Below are 18,055 nucleotides of genomic sequence, written 5' to 3' on the forward strand. Positions count from 1 at the left end.
CACAATGAGTGTTGAAAGTCCGCTAACCGAGCGTTTGTCAAAATATAAAAAGCATATAAGAGAGTTTTCTGTGCCTGTTGCTGGTAGCTTGACCCGTGTTGTTGGGTTGACGCTTGAAGCAAAAGGTCTTAGTGCACCGATAGGTAGCCAATGTAAAATCGAAACCATCAGAGGGCTGGTGGATGCTGAAGTGGTTGGCTTTAATGACGACACTCTGTATCTAATGCCTAATGACCATATTTCGGGTGTATTACCAGGCGCTCGCGTCATTCCACAATTAAAAGAAACGGGTTTGCCTGTAGGCATGAGTTTGCTGGGGCGAGTGGTGGATGGTCTAGGTAGACCATTAGATGGACTTGGACCTATTCATGCCGAGCATAAGCTCAAGTTTGCGCAGAATCCTATTAACCCGCTTGCAAGAAGGCCCATTAGTCAGCCTCTTGATGTGGGAGTACGAGCGATAAATTCGGTGATAACCGTAGGCCAAGGCCAGCGTATGGGTCTATTTGCCGGCAGTGGCGTTGGTAAGTCAGTATTGCTTGGCATGATGACGCGAGGTAGTGAAGCGGATGTTATTGTTGTAGGCCTTGTTGGTGAGCGTGGTCGAGAGGTTAAAGAGTTTATTGATGAAATTCTTGGTGCCGAAGGTCGTAAGCGCTCCGTTGTGGTTGCAGCCCCCGCTGATGCCTCACCGCTAATGCGACTTAAAGGCTGCGAAAGTGCAGTAACCATTGCCGAGTATTTTAGAGATCAAGGTCTGAACGTATTGTTGTTGCTAGACTCCGTCACTCGATATGCCATGGCGCAGCGTGAGATAGCACTTGCCGTTGGTGAGCCGCCCGCGACGAAAGGCTATCCACCGTCGGTATTTGCCAAGCTACCTGCGTTGGTTGAACGAGCGGGTAATGGTGGCTATGGGCAAGGTTCAATCACAGCGTTTTTTACCGTACTCAGTGAAGGGGATGATATGCAAGACCCGATTGCTGATTCGGCGCGAGCGATACTTGATGGTCACATTGTTCTTTCAAGAGATTTGGCAGACAGTGGTCATTACCCTGCAATTGATATAGAAAAATCAATCAGTCGTGTTATGCCGCAAGTTATCTCCGAGCGACACCTTCAGCAAGCGCGTGTTCTTAAACAAGTTTACTCAATGTATCAACAAAATAAGGACATGATCACGTTGGGCGCTTATCAAAGGGGGAGTGATCCTATGCTTGATCAAGCAATCAAGATGATGCCCTCAATAAACGCGTTTTTACAGCAAGGGATGAAAGAAGTGCTCAATTATGACCAATGCCTGCAAGAGCTTGCACAATTATTAGGACAAGAATAATGGCTGCTAACAAACTTGACTTACTTTACAAATTAGAAGCTGACAAAGAAGAATCTTTGCGTGTTAATTATATGCAGGCGCAGCATCACCTTAATGACAATCAACAAAAGCTGTCTGGACTCAATAACTTTCGCCTTGAGTATAGTCAACAGCTTCACCTCAAAGCAAAGCAAGGTTTATCCAGTAGTGGTTTTACCCAGTATCATGCGTTTATTAAGAAAATTGAAGAAGCAATCCAACAGCAAGCACGAACAGTGAATACGGCAAAGCAGGTTGTTGAGCAGCGAAAAAGACTGTGGCTTGCTCAGCAAGTCAAAGCAAAAGCTATTGCTAAACTGATTGAAAAGCAACAGCTTGAGCGCCAAAAACGCTTGGATAAAGCTGAGCAAAAGATGCTTGATGAATTTGCTACAAACCAATTTATGCGTCGTCGGGCTTGAAGCTGAACTTAATGTGGCCTGATTTTTGCTGACAACTTCATAGTGATGTAATTGCGGCTCTAAATTGCCGCTTCGGCAGGTAACTATATGCTAAATGTAACGTTTAATAATACAAAAGTCTCAGGTAGTGACGCGAGTGCTTTTGAGTCAATGAATACCCAAAGTGAAGGCGCTTCAGGTGAGCCGAATAGCTTTTTACTTGCCTTGCAGCAGCTCACGGAACAAGCCCAAGCAGAGGAGCAAAAAGCCGCATCTGATACACTCATCACTAACTTAGATGAACAGTCATCGCAAGATCAGATTGATCAAGAGCAAGTACAACAAACGCTTGCAAATGAGCAGTCCTTAGCAACTTCCAAGTCTGAAGAAAGCACTGAGAATGCTCAGCAAGCAAATTCTGAGTTAGGTGATGAGGCGCAGGCGTCTACACCAAAAGCGGCAGATGATTTACTGGCACAGATTAATGCGTCAAATCAACAAAAAACCACAGTAACTGTTCACGGTAGTGCTGATTCAAGCGGACAAGGTTTGACTTATACTAGTGCATTACAAGCGTTAAATAAGATGAATGGCAAGAGCACCACCTCTGAAAATGATGCTCAAATGACTGACTCTTCGAAAAAACAAAATAACAAACTCAATGCTGGAGAGATATCAACGGATAGCACTGCTGATTTAGATGCTAAAAATGCTGACAAGGAAGAGGTCACAAAAGCAAAATTAACCGAGCAGCCATTGAATGAAGAAAAATCAAAGCAGCTGACGCAGGCTGCGCAACAAGATAAAGCGGATGTGCTCAAAGGTAAGTTAAGTCAACTTGCTGATAACAAAGAAGGTAAGGTTGAAACAACTCAATCGAAATCTCCATTGACCTCTGAATGGGGGAATTTGAATGAACCGCAAGAAAGCTCAGTGGACGATACCTCTTTACACGGTGACAAAACCACCAAAACAGCACAAGACCAAGGCGTAGTTGGTAAACAAAATGAATTAGCCAAGCAAATAAGCGAGCTGGTTAAGCAGGCTGAGTCACGTTCTGCAAAAGAAAGTATTGGCGCTGGGTTTACTGATGAACAAACCACAGAACAGGTATTACAGCAAAAGTTGACGTCATTAACGCCCAGTGAAAGAAGTGCTTTACAGCAAGGGCTACAGCAGCTTGTGAATGAAGGCAAAGCGACCCCAATGGCTGAGCGAGCGTTAGAGCAACTAAAAGCACTAGAACAAAAGCAAGCCTATATAGATAAACCACAGTCGATTAACGTTGATACTGCTACCGCAAGCGCATCGGTAGTTGTAAACAAAACTGCCACTTATAACAGCACAAAAGTTGATAAAGATGCTTTAAAAAGTGATGTAAAAGAGAGTCTTAAAGCAGTAAACCTTGGTGATGCAGAAAAGGCAATTGGTGCACACACCAAGCAAGACGGGGCCAATTCAGTTGCTAGTTTGGCGCAAAGCATGCCAACTCCTCAGGTTGAACAACTATTCAAAGCGATTGTGACGCCTCAAGTAAGCGCGAATTCACCTCAGTCTCAAGCTAGTGAATTTGTTCAATACATGCAGCAGTTAGAAGAAGCACCTCAAAGCATACAGCATCAACAAAGTCATGCTTCGACGCAAAAAGTGCAAGTAGATGCGCAGATGCTGCAAGCGGTAAATATTGCCAGAAATGACGCGGCAAAAATGCTACAAGAAAAAGTATCAATGATGCTTAATTTAAATAACCAAGAAGCAGAGATCCGTTTAGACCCAAGAGAGCTTGGTATGATGCAAATACGCATCCGTACTGATGCTGAGCAGGCCCAAGTTAATTTTGTGGTACAGAACCAACAGGCCAAAGACCTGCTTGAACAATCTATGCCCAAGTTAAGAGAAATGTTGGCTGAGCAAGGCATTGAACTTGGACAGAGTAACATTGAGCATGGCGATGGCTCTCAAAGTGAACAGGGTTTTGGTTCTAAGCAGCATGGCGCAAAATCTGAATTGACTGCCCAAGTAGAGGATGAGCAAAATTCTCCTAATACAACACAACGAGTTGTAAACGATGGTTCTTCAATAGATTATTACGCCTAACTACTGCTATTATATAGAAATAGGCCCTTAGCTTTGTAGCTTAAACAAGGATTAATATGGCAGAAGAAACCGATTTAGAAATTGAAGAAGCAGGTGGTAATAAAAAGAAAATTATCATCGCGGCTGCTGTAGCAGTGGTGTTGGTAGTAGTTGGAGTATTGTTCTTGAGCTCTTCTGATGAAGCCCCTGTAGAAACGTTGGCGGAGGAAGAAACTGCTACTGAAGCTTTACAATCTACTAGTGCATCTGCCAAAACAGGTAGCGCACTTTATGTAGCAATGCCAAGGCCATTTGTATTTAATGTACCAGGTGCTAGCCGCGATCGTATTGTCCAAATCAAGGTGCAGCTACTCGTAAGAGGGGATATAAATGAAGAGATTGCCAAAAAACATATTCCCCTTATCGAAGGCACTTTGTTAAGCGTATTTTCAACTACAACAGCGGATGAGCTAAGTACCAGTGCTGGTAAAGAAACTTTGCGTTTGTCAGCTGTTGACAAAGTTCAAGCCGCAATGGAAGGGGTTGAAGGCAGTAAAGTCATTGAACGTGTGCTATTCACCGGCTTTGTAATGCAGTGAGGTCTTAAGTGAGTGATTTATTATCCCAAGACGAAATCGATGCGCTATTGCATGGTGTTGATGAAGTCGATGAGGAAGACATCAATGATGGTGATGACGGTGACTCCACCGCGCTGCAATATGACTTTTCTTCGCAAGATCGTATTGTTCGTGGTCGGATGCCGACCCTGGAAATTGTAAACGAACGTTTTGCACGACATATGCGTATCAGCTTGTTTAACATGATGCGCCGCACGGCCGAGGTTTCAATCAACGGTGTGCAAATGTTGAAGTTTGGCGAATATATTCACACCTTATTTGTACCAACAAGTTTAAATATGGTGCGCTTTAGGCCACTAAAAGGTACTGGTTTAATCACCATGGAAGCGCGACTGGTATTTATTCTCGTTGATAATTTCTTCGGTGGCGATGGTCGATATCACGCGAAAATCGAAGGACGTGAATTTACACCAACCGAACGCCGTATTGTGCAGATGCTTCTAAAAATAATTTTCGAAGATTATAAAGAAGCTTGGGCACCCGTTATGGATGTGTCGTTTGAGTACTTAGACTCAGAAGTAAACCCCGCAATGGCCAATATCGTTAGTCCTACCGAAGTGGTCGTTATTAGCTCTTTCCATATTGAACTAGATGGCGGTGGCGGAGATTTTCATATTTCGTTGCCCTATTCCATGTTGGAGCCTATCAGGGAACTACTAGATGCCGGTGTACAATCTGACACTGAAGACACCGATTTACGCTGGAGTAAGGCTCTACGCGACGAAATAATGGATGTAGAAGTTGAGCTTTCAACGCAGTTGTTAGAAATTGATCTGACTTTGGCGCAGATTATGGAACTCAAAGCAGGCGATGTTATTCCTGTTGAAATGCCTGAATATATTACTGTGTTTATTGAAGAACTTCCTACTTTTAGAGCAAAAATGGGTCGTTCAAGAGATAATGTTGCGTTGCAAATTAGTGAGAAAATCAAGCGTCCGGAATCTGTTAAATCAGAACTACACGTGTTTACCAAAGGTGGTAAAAAGCTTGATTCGGATGCAGAGTTAGCTGAATTAGAAGAAGATCTACATCTGTCGGAAGGTGTGGATTTAGACTGGTAAAGATTGATTATATTAAGGTTTTGATAGTATGAGCGATGATCAAGATACAATGGACGAATGGGCTGCGGCATTGGCTGAAGCTGAAGAGTCTGAAGCGCCAAGCAGTGAACCAGAAGTAGCGGGGCTCGATGAGCTTAAAGATTCTACTGCCAATATATCTCCTGACGAAAAACGTAAGTTGGATACTATTTTAGATATACCAGTTACCATATCAATGGAAGTTGGGCGTTCTAAAATTAATATCCGTAATTTATTGCAATTAAACCAAGGCTCTGTTGTTGAATTAGATAGAGTTGCGGGTGAGCCGTTGGATGTATTAGTTAATGGCACCTTGATTGCGCATGGCGAGGTAGTTGTAGTGAATGATAAATTTGGTATTCGTTTGACCGACGTGATTAGCCAAGTTGAACGAATTAAAAAGCTACGATGAAAAAGATAATCACGGGGCTGCTGCTAAGTGCAGCCCTGCCTGCGCAAGCGGCACAAAATGTCCCTGGCTTCAGCTCAGAATTGTTGTCTATGGGCTTGTCACTGATGTTGGTCGTCTTGTTGGTGATAGGACTGGGTTTGTTGGTTAAAAAGCTCAATCCAAATATCGGCAATAGTAAAGACTTTAAGGTGATCCGTAGTTTACCGCTTGGAACTAAAGAGCGGTTGATGGTGGTTGAGATTGACAATAAACAGCATTTACTTGGTGTAACACCTAATAGTATCAACTATTTATATCTGCTTGAAAAGCCGCTTGAACAAGCGGATATACCTGTTTTTGCAAAAGAGTTAAGCAAATTTATGGGCAAGCAAAACAATAAGAACAATTAACATGATTAGATTACTGATATTACTCGTTGGTCTTGGTTTTTTCCCATATGCTGGCGCGCAAGGGATTGATGCTCTAAGCGTAACAACCAATCCTGATGGCTCGCAAGAGTACTCTGTAACACTGCAAGTACTCGCAATAATGACTGCGCTGAGCTTTATTCCTGCCGCTGTTATTATGATGACCAGCTTTACTCGAATCATTGTAGTGCTGGCTATTTTACGTCAAGCAATTGGTCTTCAGCAGTCCCCCTCAAATCAAATTCTTTTAGGTATGTCTCTGTTTTTAACTTTTTTTATTATGGCTCCCATCTTTAGCCAAATAAATGACAGGGCGGTACAGCCATATTTGAATGAACAGCTAACGTCAATGCAAGCACTGGAGCAAGCCAAGGAGCCGATGAAAGCTTTTATGCTCTCTCAAACGCGCATTAAGGACTTAGAAACCTTTGCCAAAATAGCAGGTTATGACAAATTGGATAAACCCGAGGATACGCCTTTTGTGGTGATTATCCCAGCTTTTGTGACCAGTGAACTACAAACGGCTTTTATCATAGGTTTTATGTTTTTTATTCCATTTCTTATCGTGGATTTAGTGGTTGCCAGTGTTTTGATGGCAATGGGTATGATGATGCTTTCGCCGATGATAGTTTCATTGCCATTTAAGATTATGCTCTTTGTACTCGTTGATGGTTGGGGGCTAGTTATGGGCACCTTGGCTCGCAGTTTTGGGTTAGGAGTCTAATATGGAGCCAGAAGTCTTTGTTGATATACTGAGCGATTCACTGTTTTTAGTGATCAAGCTAGTAGCAGCAATTGTACTCCCAGGCTTAATGGTCGGCTTAGTGGTGGCTGTGTTTCAAGCCGCAACGTCGATTAACGAACAAACGCTAAGCTTTTTACCAAGGTTAATTATTACTATTTTGGCTCTTATCGTTGGAGGTCATTGGTTCACTCAAGAGCTGATGGACTTTTTTACTGGGATTGTTCTGCGGATCCCTGAAATAGCGGGCTAGGCTATGGAGTTTCCAATAGCAATCATTATGCAATGGCTTAGCGATTTGCTATTGCCGTTGGTGCGTATCAGCTCAATGATAATGGTGATGGCTGGTCTGGGCGCACAAACGGTGCCAACTAGAATCAAACTAGCTTTGTCTGTGGTAGTCACGTTCGCTGTGATGCCAGCCCTACCTAAAGCGCAATTTGTTGAGCTATTCTCTTTCTCCATGTTGTATGTCGTTATTCAGCAAATGATAATCGGTATTGCGATAGGTTTTGCTTCTTTATTACTTTTAAATACCTTTATTATCGCGGGTCAAATTCTAGCGATGCAAACAGGTCTCGGTTTTGCCTCAGTAGTGGACCCTGCAAATGGCTTGAGTGTGCCTGCTGTTGGTCAGTTTTACTTAATATTGGCGACTTTACTATTTTTTGTATTTAATGGGCATCTTATGATGATGCACATGATTATTTATAGCTTCGATACTTTTCCAATCAACGGTCAATGGTGGGTCGTCGACAATTACTGGCAGATAATTAATTGGGGAGGATGGATGTTTAGTACTGCGCTGGCTCTGTCTTTAGCGCCATTAACCGCTATGCTGGTAATTAATATCTCGTTTGGTGTGATGACCCGAGCTGCGCCACAAATGAATATATTCTCAGTAGGATTTGCGTTTACCCTAGTTGCAGGATTGACCATTATTTGGGCAACGCTTGGCAACTTTGTTGTGCAATTTGAATTCCAATGGTTAAAGATGACAGAGCTGATGTGTAACTTAATAGGCTGTACGGTGTAGCTTATGGCAGAAGATTCTGGTCAAGAACGTACCGAAGAACCCACCGAGAAAAAAATCAGTGAGTCGCGTAAAAAAGGGCAGGTTGCGCGTTCCAAAGAACTTGGAACAACATTTGTACTTATTTTTTCTGCGATAGCACTACTTTTGTATGGGCCAGCGCTTGGCAAAGGGCTGTTTAATATCATGGGACGAGCGTTAAGTTTAAATCGCAATGAAACCTATGATACGACAAAGATGTTTGCTATTTGGGATATTGCATTTTCCGAGTTACTTTTCCCATTCGCGATGTTTGTGTTGATCATTGCCTTGGCAGGCATCATTGGAAATACGCTTTTGGGCGGATTCAATTTTAGTTGGGAAGCGGCGGCACCAAAGGCAAGTAAAATGTCACCAGCAAAGGGGTTGAAGCGCATGTTTGGTCCCCAAGCTGCTATCGAGCTATTTAAATCGATTCTGAAGTTTACCTTGGTGGCGGGGTTCGCTATTTTTTTGATCAGTGCTTTTTTCTATGAAATTCTTCACCTCAGTATAGAGTCTATTCCGAGTAGCGTGATACACGCATTGGAAATTTTAGCCTGGATGTTTCTAGGTATCAGTTGTACCACCATTGTTATTTCTGCCATTGATGCACCTTATCAAAGCTATAACCATCATAAGCAATTAAAAATGACGTTGCAGGAAATAAAAGATGAATACAAAAACTCAGAGGGTGATCCACAAATAAAAGCCCGTATTCGTCGTACGCAAAGAGAAATGTCGCAACGTAGAATGATGCAAGATGTACCAGATGCGGATGTCGTTGTGACTAACCCAACACATTATTCGGTAGCATTGAAATACGACACGGAGAGAGCGGGTGCACCGATTGTGATTGCAAAAGGCGTTGATGAATTGGCCATGCAAATTCGTAAAGTAGCCATTGGTAATGAAGTGCCAATTGTAGAGTCGCCTGCGTTAACTCGTTCTTTGTATCACACGACTGAAGTGGGCGAGCAAATCCCTGATCAGCTATTTACTGCAGTAGCACAAGTGTTGGCGTATGTATTTCAGCTAAAACGGTTCAATAAAGGTCGGGGACGCAGACCAACTTCTTTAGGTAAAGACCTACCCATACCTGATGATTTAAAGCACTAGAAGAGATTTTTGGCTCGTAACTTGCATTTTCTGCTTAGTGTCAATATTTTGCAGTTGTTAAGTTATGGAATTTAAAGCGCTTTTATCGCAATTAAATAAAGATAAGAAAGAATATGCTAAAGGTGTGGGTACTCCGTTATTAGTACTTGCGGCGTTAGGTATGGTTATTTTGCCACTGCCTCCTTTCTTATTAGATATTCTGTTTTCTTTCAACATTGCTTTGGCGTTAGTCGTTCTATTGGTGACTGTGTACACCATGAAGCCGCTAGAGTTTGGTATGTTTCCTGCTGTTTTGCTGATTGCAACTATCATGCGTTTGGCGCTCAACGTTGCAAGTACACGAGTTGTGCTTCTAGAAGGTCATAACGGTGGTGACGCCGCTGGTAAAGTTATCGAAGCATTTGGCTCTGTTGTTATTGGTGGCAACTATGCCGTTGGTCTGGTGGTTTTCCTTATCCTTATTATTATCAACTTTGTTGTAATCACAAAAGGCGCAGGCCGTATTTCAGAAGTATCTGCACGTTTTACGTTAGATGCTATGCCTGGTAAGCAAATGGCGATTGATGCGGATTTGAACGCAGGTTTCATTAGTGCAGAAGATGCTCGAGCTCGTCGTGAAGAAGTAACTCGTGAGGCGGACTTTTATGGTTCGATGGATGGTGCGAGTAAATTCGTTAAGGGTGATGCAATAGCGGGTATTGTAATTTTGGTTATCAACATTGTTGGTGGTTTGTTTGTAGGAATGATCCAACATGGTCTGTCTTTTAGCCGAGCGATGGAAGTTTATACCTTGCTAACTATTGGTGATGGTCTTGTTGCGCAGCTGCCTTCTCTGTTGCTATCAATTGGTACAGCAATCGTTGTTACACGTCAAAATGAATCCCATAACATGGGTGAGCAGTTCAAAACTCAGCTTGGTAATGAAAAATCGCTATTCATTGCTTCTGGGATCTTAATTGTGATGGGGCTTGTACCAGGTATGCCACATTTTGCATTTTTAAGTCTTGGCGCGTTACTTGGCTATTTAGCGTATTTTACTCAAAAACAGAAAAAAGAAGTTGCTGAAGCTGCCGCAGAAACAGCAGCGAAAGGTAGTGATGTTGCCACTAAGCAAGAGCAAAAAGAATTGGGCTGGGATGACGTACAACCAGTTGATGTGATTGGTTTAGAAGTGGGTTATCGCTTAATCCCATTGGTCGACCAATCTCAAGGTGGTGAGTTACTCAGCCGTATTAAAGGGGTGCGTAAAAAGTTATCTCAAGAACTTGGCTTTTTAATTCCACCTGTACATATTCGTGACAATTTAGAGCTAGACCCTAACGCATACAGCATTACGTTGATGGGCGTAGGCTCTGGTGAAGGTGAGCTTAAACATGGTGACGAGCTTGCTATAAACCCTGGTCAGGTGTTTGGTCCAATCAAAGGCATAGAAACGAAAGACCCTGCATTTGGCTTAGATGCTGTATGGATTAAGCCAGATCAGAAAGATGAGGCCCATTCTCTGGGTTATACCGTTGTTGATGCCGCGACGGTAGTCGCTACTCATATCAGTCAATTACTGACTAACAACGCTTCTCTTTTACTAGGTCATGAAGAAGTTCAGAACTTACTGGATATGTTAGCTAAGAGCCACCCTCGTTTAGTGGAAGGATTAGTACCGGATGTTCTTCCTCTTACTACGGTCGTGAAAGTACTACAGAATTTACTCAATGAAGGTGTGGCAATCAGAGACATGCGCTCTATTGTACAGACATTGGTAGAGTATGGTCCACGAAGCCAAGACCCAGATGTATTAACGGCTGCAGTGAGAATTTCACTGCGCAGATTGATAGTTCAAGATGCGGTTGGTAACGCAGATGAGATCCCTGTCATAACATTGGCGCCTGAGTTGGAACAGATGTTGCATAACTCACTTCAGAACGCAGGTGATGAAGGGGCAGGTATCGAACCTGGTCTTGCGGAAAGGCTTCAAAACTCATTGAGAGAAGCCCATCAAACGCAAGAAATGCTAGGCGACCCGTCCATTTTATTAACCTCAGGTATGTTAAGAAGTGTGCTTTCAAGATTTGTTAAACATACGATCCCCGGCCTTCGCGTGATGTCATATCAGGAAGTGCCAGATGAAAGACAAATTAAGATTGTGAGCTCAGTTGGACAGTAATAGGATTTAAGGGGTTGTAACATGAAAATTAAACGTTTTTTTGCCAAAGATATGCGCACTGCACTGAAAGAAGTGAAAGAAGAGTTAGGTGTAGATGCGGTTATTATGTCAAACAAAAAGTTGGCTGATGGCGTGGAAATTGTTGCTGCAATAGACAACGACCGTGCGCCTGCAACACCTAAATCAACTAATCAAGCGCAGGCAATGGAGCAATCTAAGCCTCGTTCTACAGGTCCACGCTTTGTTCGTCCTGAGCCACAAAGTGCACGTCCTGCACCACAAGCCCAAGTTGCGGATAGTTTAGAAGCCTTGCTTGAGCGTCAGGCTCCTCGTCCTCGTTCACCGCAATTAGCTTCAATGTTTTCACAATCAGGTATTGATACAGAACAAGTTTTCAAACAGCGTCATCACGACTCTGCTCCTACTGGCTTTGAGCACCACGAAAGAGCGCCACAAAAATTTACGTCTAGTAGTATGGATAGAATGGCGCGAGAGCAGCGCCAAACGCATTCAGATACCGATTGGCAATTTGATGATGAGTTAGAGTCTGGCTTTGGTGATGAGGTGCAACATAGTGCAACAGAGTCTAACGAAATGGCTTCAATGCGTGAAGAAATGAACGCGATTCGCCAGCTTTTAGAGCATCAAGTTTCTGGTCTTATGAAACAAGAAATGGCGCGCCGTGACCCAACGCGTGCATGTTTAATTGACCGCTTACAAGGCATGGGTATCGATGCTGAAGTTGCACAGCAAATGGCGTGTTTTATTCCTGATGATGTTTCTCGTAAAGAGGCATGGAATGCGTTATTGAATATGGTTATCAATCAGATGCATACAACCAACAACGATATTCTTCGTCAAGGTGGAGTATACGCGTTTGTAGGGCCAACAGGGGTGGGTAAAACAACAACTGTTGCTAAACTTGCTGCTCTAGGCGCGCAAAAATTCGGCGCGGATAAAGTGGCACTGATCACAACCGACACATACCGAATTGGCGCTTATGAACAGCTATCTACCTATGGTCGTATTATTGGGTGCCCAGTTAAGCAAGTGAAAGATGCAAATGAACTTGCCGAAGTTTTATATCACTTACGCAATAAACGTCTAATATTAATAGATACAGCGGGTATGAGCCAAAGAGATTTGCGCTTAACAGAACAACTTAATACGTTGATGAGAAGTACTCGAGTTGATATTCGTAGTTACCTAGTATTAAGCGCAACATCGCAAATGCATGTGTTGCAAGAAACTGTACGCCACTTCCAAAAAGTAAATTTAAGTGGCTGTATCTTTACTAAACTTGATGAATGTCTAAGTTTAGGCGAGATTATTAGCATAGCGATTCAAAATCGCTTGCCAATAGGGTATCTTACTAACGGACAGCGAGTTCCAGAGGATATTCGTGTTGCAAATGCTCAAAAGCTAGTCAAAAAGGCAGAGCAATTGTATTTAAAAAGAATAAAAGCACAACATTCGAGACCTGTAGCAGTAGCGTCTCAGACAGTAGGAATGTATGATTAACACAGTATTAGATCAAGCAAGTGGCCTGCGTAAAATGAGTCAAAATAATAATCACGGTGTTAAAGTTATCGCGGTAACTGGTGGTAAAGGCGGAGTGGGTAAAACCAATGTATCGTTAAATACAGCTATCGCACTAGGCCAGCTGGGAAACCGTGTATTGGTGCTAGATGCCGATTTGGGCTTGGCTAATTGTGATGTTATGTTAGGCCTAAGGGTCGAAAAAAACCTTTCACATGTGCTCTCTGGTGAATGTGAGTTGGACGAAATTTTGGTAGAGGGCCCTGCGGGAATAAGAATTGTACCTGCTACGTCTGGTTCACAAAGCATGGTTGAATTAACGCCTGCGGAACATGCGGGTCTTATCAGGGCATTCAGTGAACTTAATACTGAATTTGACATACTTATTGTGGATACAGCCGCAGGTATTTCAGATATGGTATTGAGTTTTTCTCGCGCCGCTCAGGATGTTGTCGTGGTAGTTTGTGACGAGCCTACCTCTATTACCGACGCCTATGCATTAATTAAGGTACTTAGCCGCGAGCATGGCGTTTATAAATTTAAAATTGTTGCTAATATGGTTCGCAGTTTACGCGAAGGGCAAGAATTATTTGCTAAACTCTCAAAGGTGACGGATAGATTTTTAGATGTAGCGCTGGAACTTGTAGCAACGATACCGTTTGACGAAAATATGAGGAAGTCTTCAAGACGTCAGAAAACGATTGTAGAGTTGTTCCCTAATTCACCTGCTGCTGTGGCATTTAGAGGTCTTGCAAGCAAAGCTGTAAAGTGGCCAATCCCGCACCAACCTTCGGGTCATTTAGAGTTTTTTATTGAACAACTTGTCAATGGTTAACTATGGCATCATCGGTGAGTAAAGCGATGGGGTATCAGACATCTGAAAATTTACATAAAGTGGTGGAACGTCATGCATCACTTGTCAAAAAAGTGGCGTGTCATCTATTGGCACGTCTACCTGCCAATATTCAGTTAGATGATCTGGTACAGTCCGGTATGATAGGACTAATCGAAGCAACTAAAAATTTCGATGCTTCTAAGGGTGCTAGTTTTGAAACGTTTGCTGGCATTCGCATACGCGGAGCCATGTTAGACGAAATTCGCAGAGGTGACTGGGCTCCTCGTTCTGTACACCGTAAAAGTAGAATGGTAGCTGAAGCCATTGCTGAGCTTGAATCCCTCCTCAATCGAGAACCAAAAGACACTGAAATTGCTGAAAAACTTGATATTACGCTAGATGAGTACCATCATATTCTAAGTGATGTTAATTGCAGTAAAGTCATAGGTATAGAGGATTTAGGTGTAGATGAGGATGTTATTTCGCCTGCTGACAACGATTTATCGCTAGACAAACCATTTAATAACGTTAAAAATGAACGCTTTAACGAGTCGTTAGTGGCAGCGATAAAATCTTTGCCGGAAAGAGACGCCCTAGTGTTGTCGCTTTATTACAACGATGAAATGAATTTAAAAGAAATCGGGCAAATACTAGATGTAAGTGAATCTCGTGTTAGCCAAATTCATGGGCAGGCAATGATAAGGCTAAGAGCCAAAATCAATGACTGGGTCAATTAGAGTAAAAATAATAGGTTCAAACCTCACTGGAGGATGTTTTGGATAAAAACATGAAAATTCTCGTGGTTGATGATTTTTCTACAATGAGGAGAATAATCAAAAACCTGCTTAGAGATTTAGGCTTTACCAATGTTCAAGAAGCCGATGATGGCAGTACTGCGCTTCCAATGTTACAAAACCAAGAGTTTGATTTTGTAGTAACAGATTGGAATATGCCTGGCATGCAAGGGATTGATTTGCTCCGTGCTATTAGAGCTGATGAAAACCTTAAGCACATTCCAGTGTTGATGGTAACGGCGGAAGCCAAAAAAGAGCAAATTGTAGCGGCTGCACAAGCTGGGGTTAACGGCTATATCGTTAAACCATTTACCGCAGGAACACTAAAAACTAAGTTAGAAAAAGTGTTTGAACGTTTAGGCTAAGAACTTAGAAGGAGAGGCTAATGTCAACGCCTTCTGTGCCTCAGATCAGCCTTGAGCAGGCAAAACAGCTTGTTGCATATTTGGAGCAAGGTGAACAAGAAAAAGCAGACCAATTAATTTTGGAAGCTGCCAATAAAGAGCAGTCTGAGTTATTTGCAGAGGTGGGTAAGTTAACTCGCCAACTGCATGAATCACTGAAAAATTTTGAACTCGACACGCGTCTTGCTGATTTGACGACTGAAGCCATTCCTGATGCAAAACAACGTTTAAATTATGTTATGGAAATGACGGAGAATGCCGCCAACAAAACGATGGATGCCGTAGAGGCAAGTTTGCCTCTAGCGCAACAGTTAGCGGATGATTTGTCAAACATAAAGCCGACTTGGGATCGCTTAATGCGACGTGATATACAGCTGGGTGAGTTTAAGTCTCTATGTCATGATTTAGACAAGTTTATGCAAGGGTCACAAACGCGCACGGATGAGTTACAAAGCTTGATGACCAATGTGCTAATGGCTCAAGACTATCAAGATTTAACAGGGCAAGTTATTCGTCGAGTTATAGAGCTGGTAAGAGAAGTTGAAGATAGCCTAATTAATTTGTTAACCGTATTTGGTACATCTGACGAGTTACCGAGCAAAAATAAAAAAGCTCAAAGAAAAGTTAGTTCGAAGAGTGTGGTTGACATTGACGTAAATGAAATCTCAGGACCTGAGGGGCCGATTATTGATGCAGACCAGCGGGACGATGTGGTGTCTGGTCAAGATGAAGTTGATGATTTACTGTCAAGTTTAGGCTTCTAATAGGAGAGTATGCATGAGCTTTGAAGTCGATGAAGATATCCTACAAGACTTTCTCGTAGAAGCCGGGGAGATCCTAGAGCTGCTGTCAGAGCAGCTTGTAGAATTGGAAAATAACCCAGAAGATAGAGACTTACTCAACGCTATTTTTAGGGGCTTCCATACCGTGAAAGGGGGCGCTGGCTTTTTGAGTATGACGGAGCTGGTTGATGCCTGTCACGGTGCTGAAAACGTGTTTGATGTTTTACGTCAGGGACAACGAAAAGTTACTTCAGAGTTGATGGATGTTATTCTCCAATCGCTTGACACTATCAATGAGATGTTCGGACATATACAGAATCGCGAACAGCCAGAGCCTGCAGATCCTGCCCTTCTTGAAACACTTCATCAGCTTAGTAAACCTCAATCTGAAGATGAATCTATCGAGTTACAGTCGACGCCTGAGGTGCCTGAAGTTGACTCTGCGTCTGACGAAGTTGAACAACCTAATATGGTAGAAGCAGATGATATTTTGTTTGATATTGATGCCGATAGTTCAGGAGGGAGTCAAGATGGAAGCATCGACGAAATAACCGAAGATGAATTCGAAAGTTTGCTCGATGAATTACATGGTACAGGTAAGGGTCCTGCTAAGAATACGAAAGAGGCGACATCGAGTACTTCGGATAGTGATGGTGATATTACGGACGATGAGTTTGACAGCCTTTTAGATGAGTTACACGGTGTTGGCAGTTTCGGTGCCATTAAGACAGACAGTTCAGCGTCAACGCCGCAAAGTGAAGCGTCTGCTCCATCAGTTACGGGGTCAGATGACGACGAAATTAATGATGATGAGTTTGAAGCGTTGCTGGATGAGTTACATGGCAAAGGCAGTGCGCCTCGCTCTGTAGAAGGCTCTGTTGATAAGCCAAAAGCTCCTCAGCCTCCTAGCGAGCCCGCAAAACCAGTTGAGTCCGTGAAACAAACGCCTACACCGGCTCCAAAAGCGCCAGCGCCAGAGCCGAAAGCAGCTGCTCCTGCTCCTGCTGCGGCAGCGGCGAAAAAAGCGCCAGCTCCCCAAGCTGAAACAACGGTACGGGTAGATACGAAACGTTTAGACCAAATCATGAATATGGTTGGTGAGCTTGTATTAGTGCGCAATAGATTAGTGAGCTTGGCCAATAACACAAATAGCGAAGCAATGGGCAAGGCTATTTCAAACCTTGACGTTGTTACAGCAGATTTGCAAGGTGCGGTGATGAAAACCCGCATGCAGCCAATTAAGAAGGTGTTTGGCCGTTTCCCACGAGTGGTGCGAGATTTGGCGAGAAGTCTGAAAAAAGACATCAACCTAATCTTGGAAGGGGAAGAGACGGATTTAGATAAAAACCTTGTGGAAGCCTTGGCAGATCCGCTGGTTCACCTTGTTCGAAACTCTGTGGATCATGGTATAGAGATGCCAGAGGTACGTGAAGCAGCAGGAAAAGTTCGTACTGGTACAGTCACTCTTGCGGCGTCGCAAGAAGGTGACCATATACTGCTTACCATCCGTGATGATGGTGCTGGTATGGATCCTGAAAAGCTCAAAAAGATAGCGATTAATAAGGGGGTTATTGACTCTGATCAGGCAAGTCGTTTATCCGATACCGAAGCTTACAACTTAATTTTCGCACCAGGCTTTTCGACCAAAGAGGAAATTTCTGATATTTCAGGCCGCGGTGTCGGTATGGATGTAGTGAAAACTAAAATCACTCAACTAAACGGCTCTGTCAATATTAAATCGGAGTTGGGTGTTGGTACTATATTAGAGATCAAAGTACCGCTTACGCTTGCGATACTGCCGACCTTAATGGTGGTAGTGGGCCAACAAACTTTCGCATTACCTCTTGCAGGTGTGAATGAGATTTTCCACTTAGATTTAACCAAAACCAACATTGTTGATGGACAGTTGACCATCATAGTGAGAGAAAAGGCGATACCGCTATTTTACTTAGAACATTGGTTGGTGAAAGGGGCTGATCGACGTAAACGAAAGGCCGAAGGCCATGTGGTTATTGTGCAAATTGGAACCAAGCAAGTGGGTTTTGTTGTTGATTCTTTGATTGGCCAAGAAGAGGTGGTTATTAAGCCTCTCGATGCGCTATTACAAGGAACGCCTGGTATGGCGGGAGCCACTATCACATCTGATGGTGGGATCGCCCTAATATTGGACGTACCCAACATGCTTAAGCACTATGCAGGTAAGTAGCGCTATTTGCTTAGCCTGTTAGACACAGTGGTGCCTTGCGCACCACTTTTTAGAT

General features: G+C 43.1%; 18 protein-coding genes. All 18 read left to right on the plus strand.

The genetic code is table 11. From position 1 onward, the window contains the following. Positions 1–4: 4 nt before the first annotated feature. The 18 genes from fliI (at position 5) to HC733_RS08110 (ending at position 18,000) form a co-directional block, all read left to right on the plus strand. Positions 5–1,336: a flagellar protein export ATPase FliI gene (fliI, locus tag HC733_RS08025; protein WP_190364535.1), complete on the plus strand. Its 1,332-nt coding sequence runs from the start codon at positions 5–7 to the stop codon at positions 1,334–1,336. Beyond that, positions 1,336–1,776: a flagellar export protein FliJ gene (gene fliJ / locus HC733_RS08030; protein ID WP_190364536.1), complete on the plus strand. Its 441-nt coding sequence runs from the start codon at positions 1,336–1,338 to the stop codon at positions 1,774–1,776. Before fliI ends, fliJ begins: the two co-directional genes overlap by 1 nt. A gap of 87 nt (positions 1,777–1,863) precedes the next feature. Beyond that, complete coding sequence (locus HC733_RS08035) at positions 1,864–3,852, plus strand: flagellar hook-length control protein FliK (RefSeq protein WP_190364537.1); 1,989 nt, start codon at positions 1,864–1,866, stop codon at positions 3,850–3,852. Positions 3,853–3,908: 56 nt separating this feature from the next. Continuing rightward, on the plus strand, positions 3,909–4,430 hold the full coding sequence (gene fliL / locus HC733_RS08040; protein WP_190364538.1) for a flagellar basal body-associated protein FliL: 522 nt from the start codon (positions 3,909–3,911) through the stop codon (positions 4,428–4,430). An 8-nt stretch (positions 4,431–4,438) separates the two neighbouring features. After that, positions 4,439–5,530 (plus strand): flagellar motor switch protein FliM, encoded by a 1,092-nt coding sequence (gene fliM, locus HC733_RS08045; protein WP_190364539.1) that lies wholly within the window; start codon positions 4,439–4,441, stop codon positions 5,528–5,530. Positions 5,531–5,558: 28 nt separating this feature from the next. After that, positions 5,559–5,960: a flagellar motor switch protein FliN gene (gene fliN, locus HC733_RS08050; RefSeq protein WP_190364540.1), complete on the plus strand. Its 402-nt coding sequence runs from the start codon at positions 5,559–5,561 to the stop codon at positions 5,958–5,960. Next, positions 5,957–6,349, plus strand: a complete 393-nt coding sequence (gene fliO / locus HC733_RS08055) for a flagellar biosynthetic protein FliO (protein ID WP_190364541.1) — start codon at positions 5,957–5,959, stop codon at positions 6,347–6,349. Before fliN ends, fliO begins: the two co-directional genes overlap by 4 nt. 1 nt (position 6,350) lies before the next feature. After that, positions 6,351–7,091 (plus strand): flagellar type III secretion system pore protein FliP, encoded by a 741-nt coding sequence (fliP, locus tag HC733_RS08060; protein WP_190364542.1) that lies wholly within the window; start codon positions 6,351–6,353, stop codon positions 7,089–7,091. Between the two features lies 1 nt (position 7,092). Next, entirely contained in the window at positions 7,093–7,362 is a 270-nt protein-coding gene (gene fliQ, locus HC733_RS08065; protein ID WP_190364543.1) for a flagellar biosynthesis protein FliQ, read from the plus strand. A 3-nt stretch (positions 7,363–7,365) separates the two neighbouring features. Beyond that, a complete protein-coding gene (gene fliR, locus HC733_RS08070; protein WP_190364544.1) occupies positions 7,366–8,145 on the plus strand; it encodes a flagellar biosynthetic protein FliR in 780 nt (259 codons plus the stop codon). Positions 8,146–8,148: 3 nt separating this feature from the next. Then, positions 8,149–9,279, plus strand: coding sequence for a flagellar biosynthesis protein FlhB (gene flhB, locus HC733_RS08075; RefSeq protein ID WP_190364545.1), 1,131 nt, complete (start codon positions 8,149–8,151; stop codon positions 9,277–9,279). A 64-nt stretch (positions 9,280–9,343) separates the two neighbouring features. Then, positions 9,344–11,440 (plus strand): flagellar biosynthesis protein FlhA, encoded by a 2,097-nt coding sequence (gene flhA / locus HC733_RS08080; RefSeq protein ID WP_190364546.1) that lies wholly within the window; start codon positions 9,344–9,346, stop codon positions 11,438–11,440. A 21-nt stretch (positions 11,441–11,461) separates the two neighbouring features. Then, complete coding sequence (gene flhF, locus HC733_RS08085; RefSeq protein ID WP_190364547.1) at positions 11,462–12,961, plus strand: flagellar biosynthesis protein FlhF; 1,500 nt, start codon at positions 11,462–11,464, stop codon at positions 12,959–12,961. Beyond that, entirely contained in the window at positions 12,954–13,814 is an 861-nt protein-coding gene (locus tag HC733_RS08090; protein ID WP_190364548.1) for a MinD/ParA family protein, read from the plus strand. The genes flhF and HC733_RS08090 overlap by 8 nt, the downstream gene beginning before the upstream one ends. Positions 13,815–13,840: 26 nt before the next feature. Next, entirely contained in the window at positions 13,841–14,551 is a 711-nt protein-coding gene (locus HC733_RS08095) for an RNA polymerase sigma factor FliA (protein ID WP_190364583.1), read from the plus strand. A 38-nt stretch (positions 14,552–14,589) separates the two neighbouring features. Next, positions 14,590–14,973, plus strand: coding sequence for a chemotaxis response regulator CheY (cheY, locus tag HC733_RS08100; protein WP_070991394.1), 384 nt, complete (start codon positions 14,590–14,592; stop codon positions 14,971–14,973). A gap of 20 nt (positions 14,974–14,993) precedes the next feature. Then, the gene (locus HC733_RS08105; RefSeq protein ID WP_190364549.1) at positions 14,994–15,776 is read left to right on the plus strand and encodes a protein phosphatase CheZ; all 783 of its coding nucleotides are present in this window, start codon (positions 14,994–14,996) and stop codon (positions 15,774–15,776) included. 13 nt (positions 15,777–15,789) lie between these two features. Then, on the plus strand, positions 15,790–18,000 hold the full coding sequence (locus HC733_RS08110) for a chemotaxis protein CheA (protein ID WP_190364550.1): 2,211 nt from the start codon (positions 15,790–15,792) through the stop codon (positions 17,998–18,000). The last annotated feature ends 55 nt before the right edge of the window (positions 18,001–18,055 follow it).

The organism is Pseudoalteromonas sp. S16_S37 (genome assembly GCF_014694405.1).
Classification (GTDB): Bacteria; Pseudomonadota; Gammaproteobacteria; order Enterobacterales; family Alteromonadaceae; genus Pseudoalteromonas.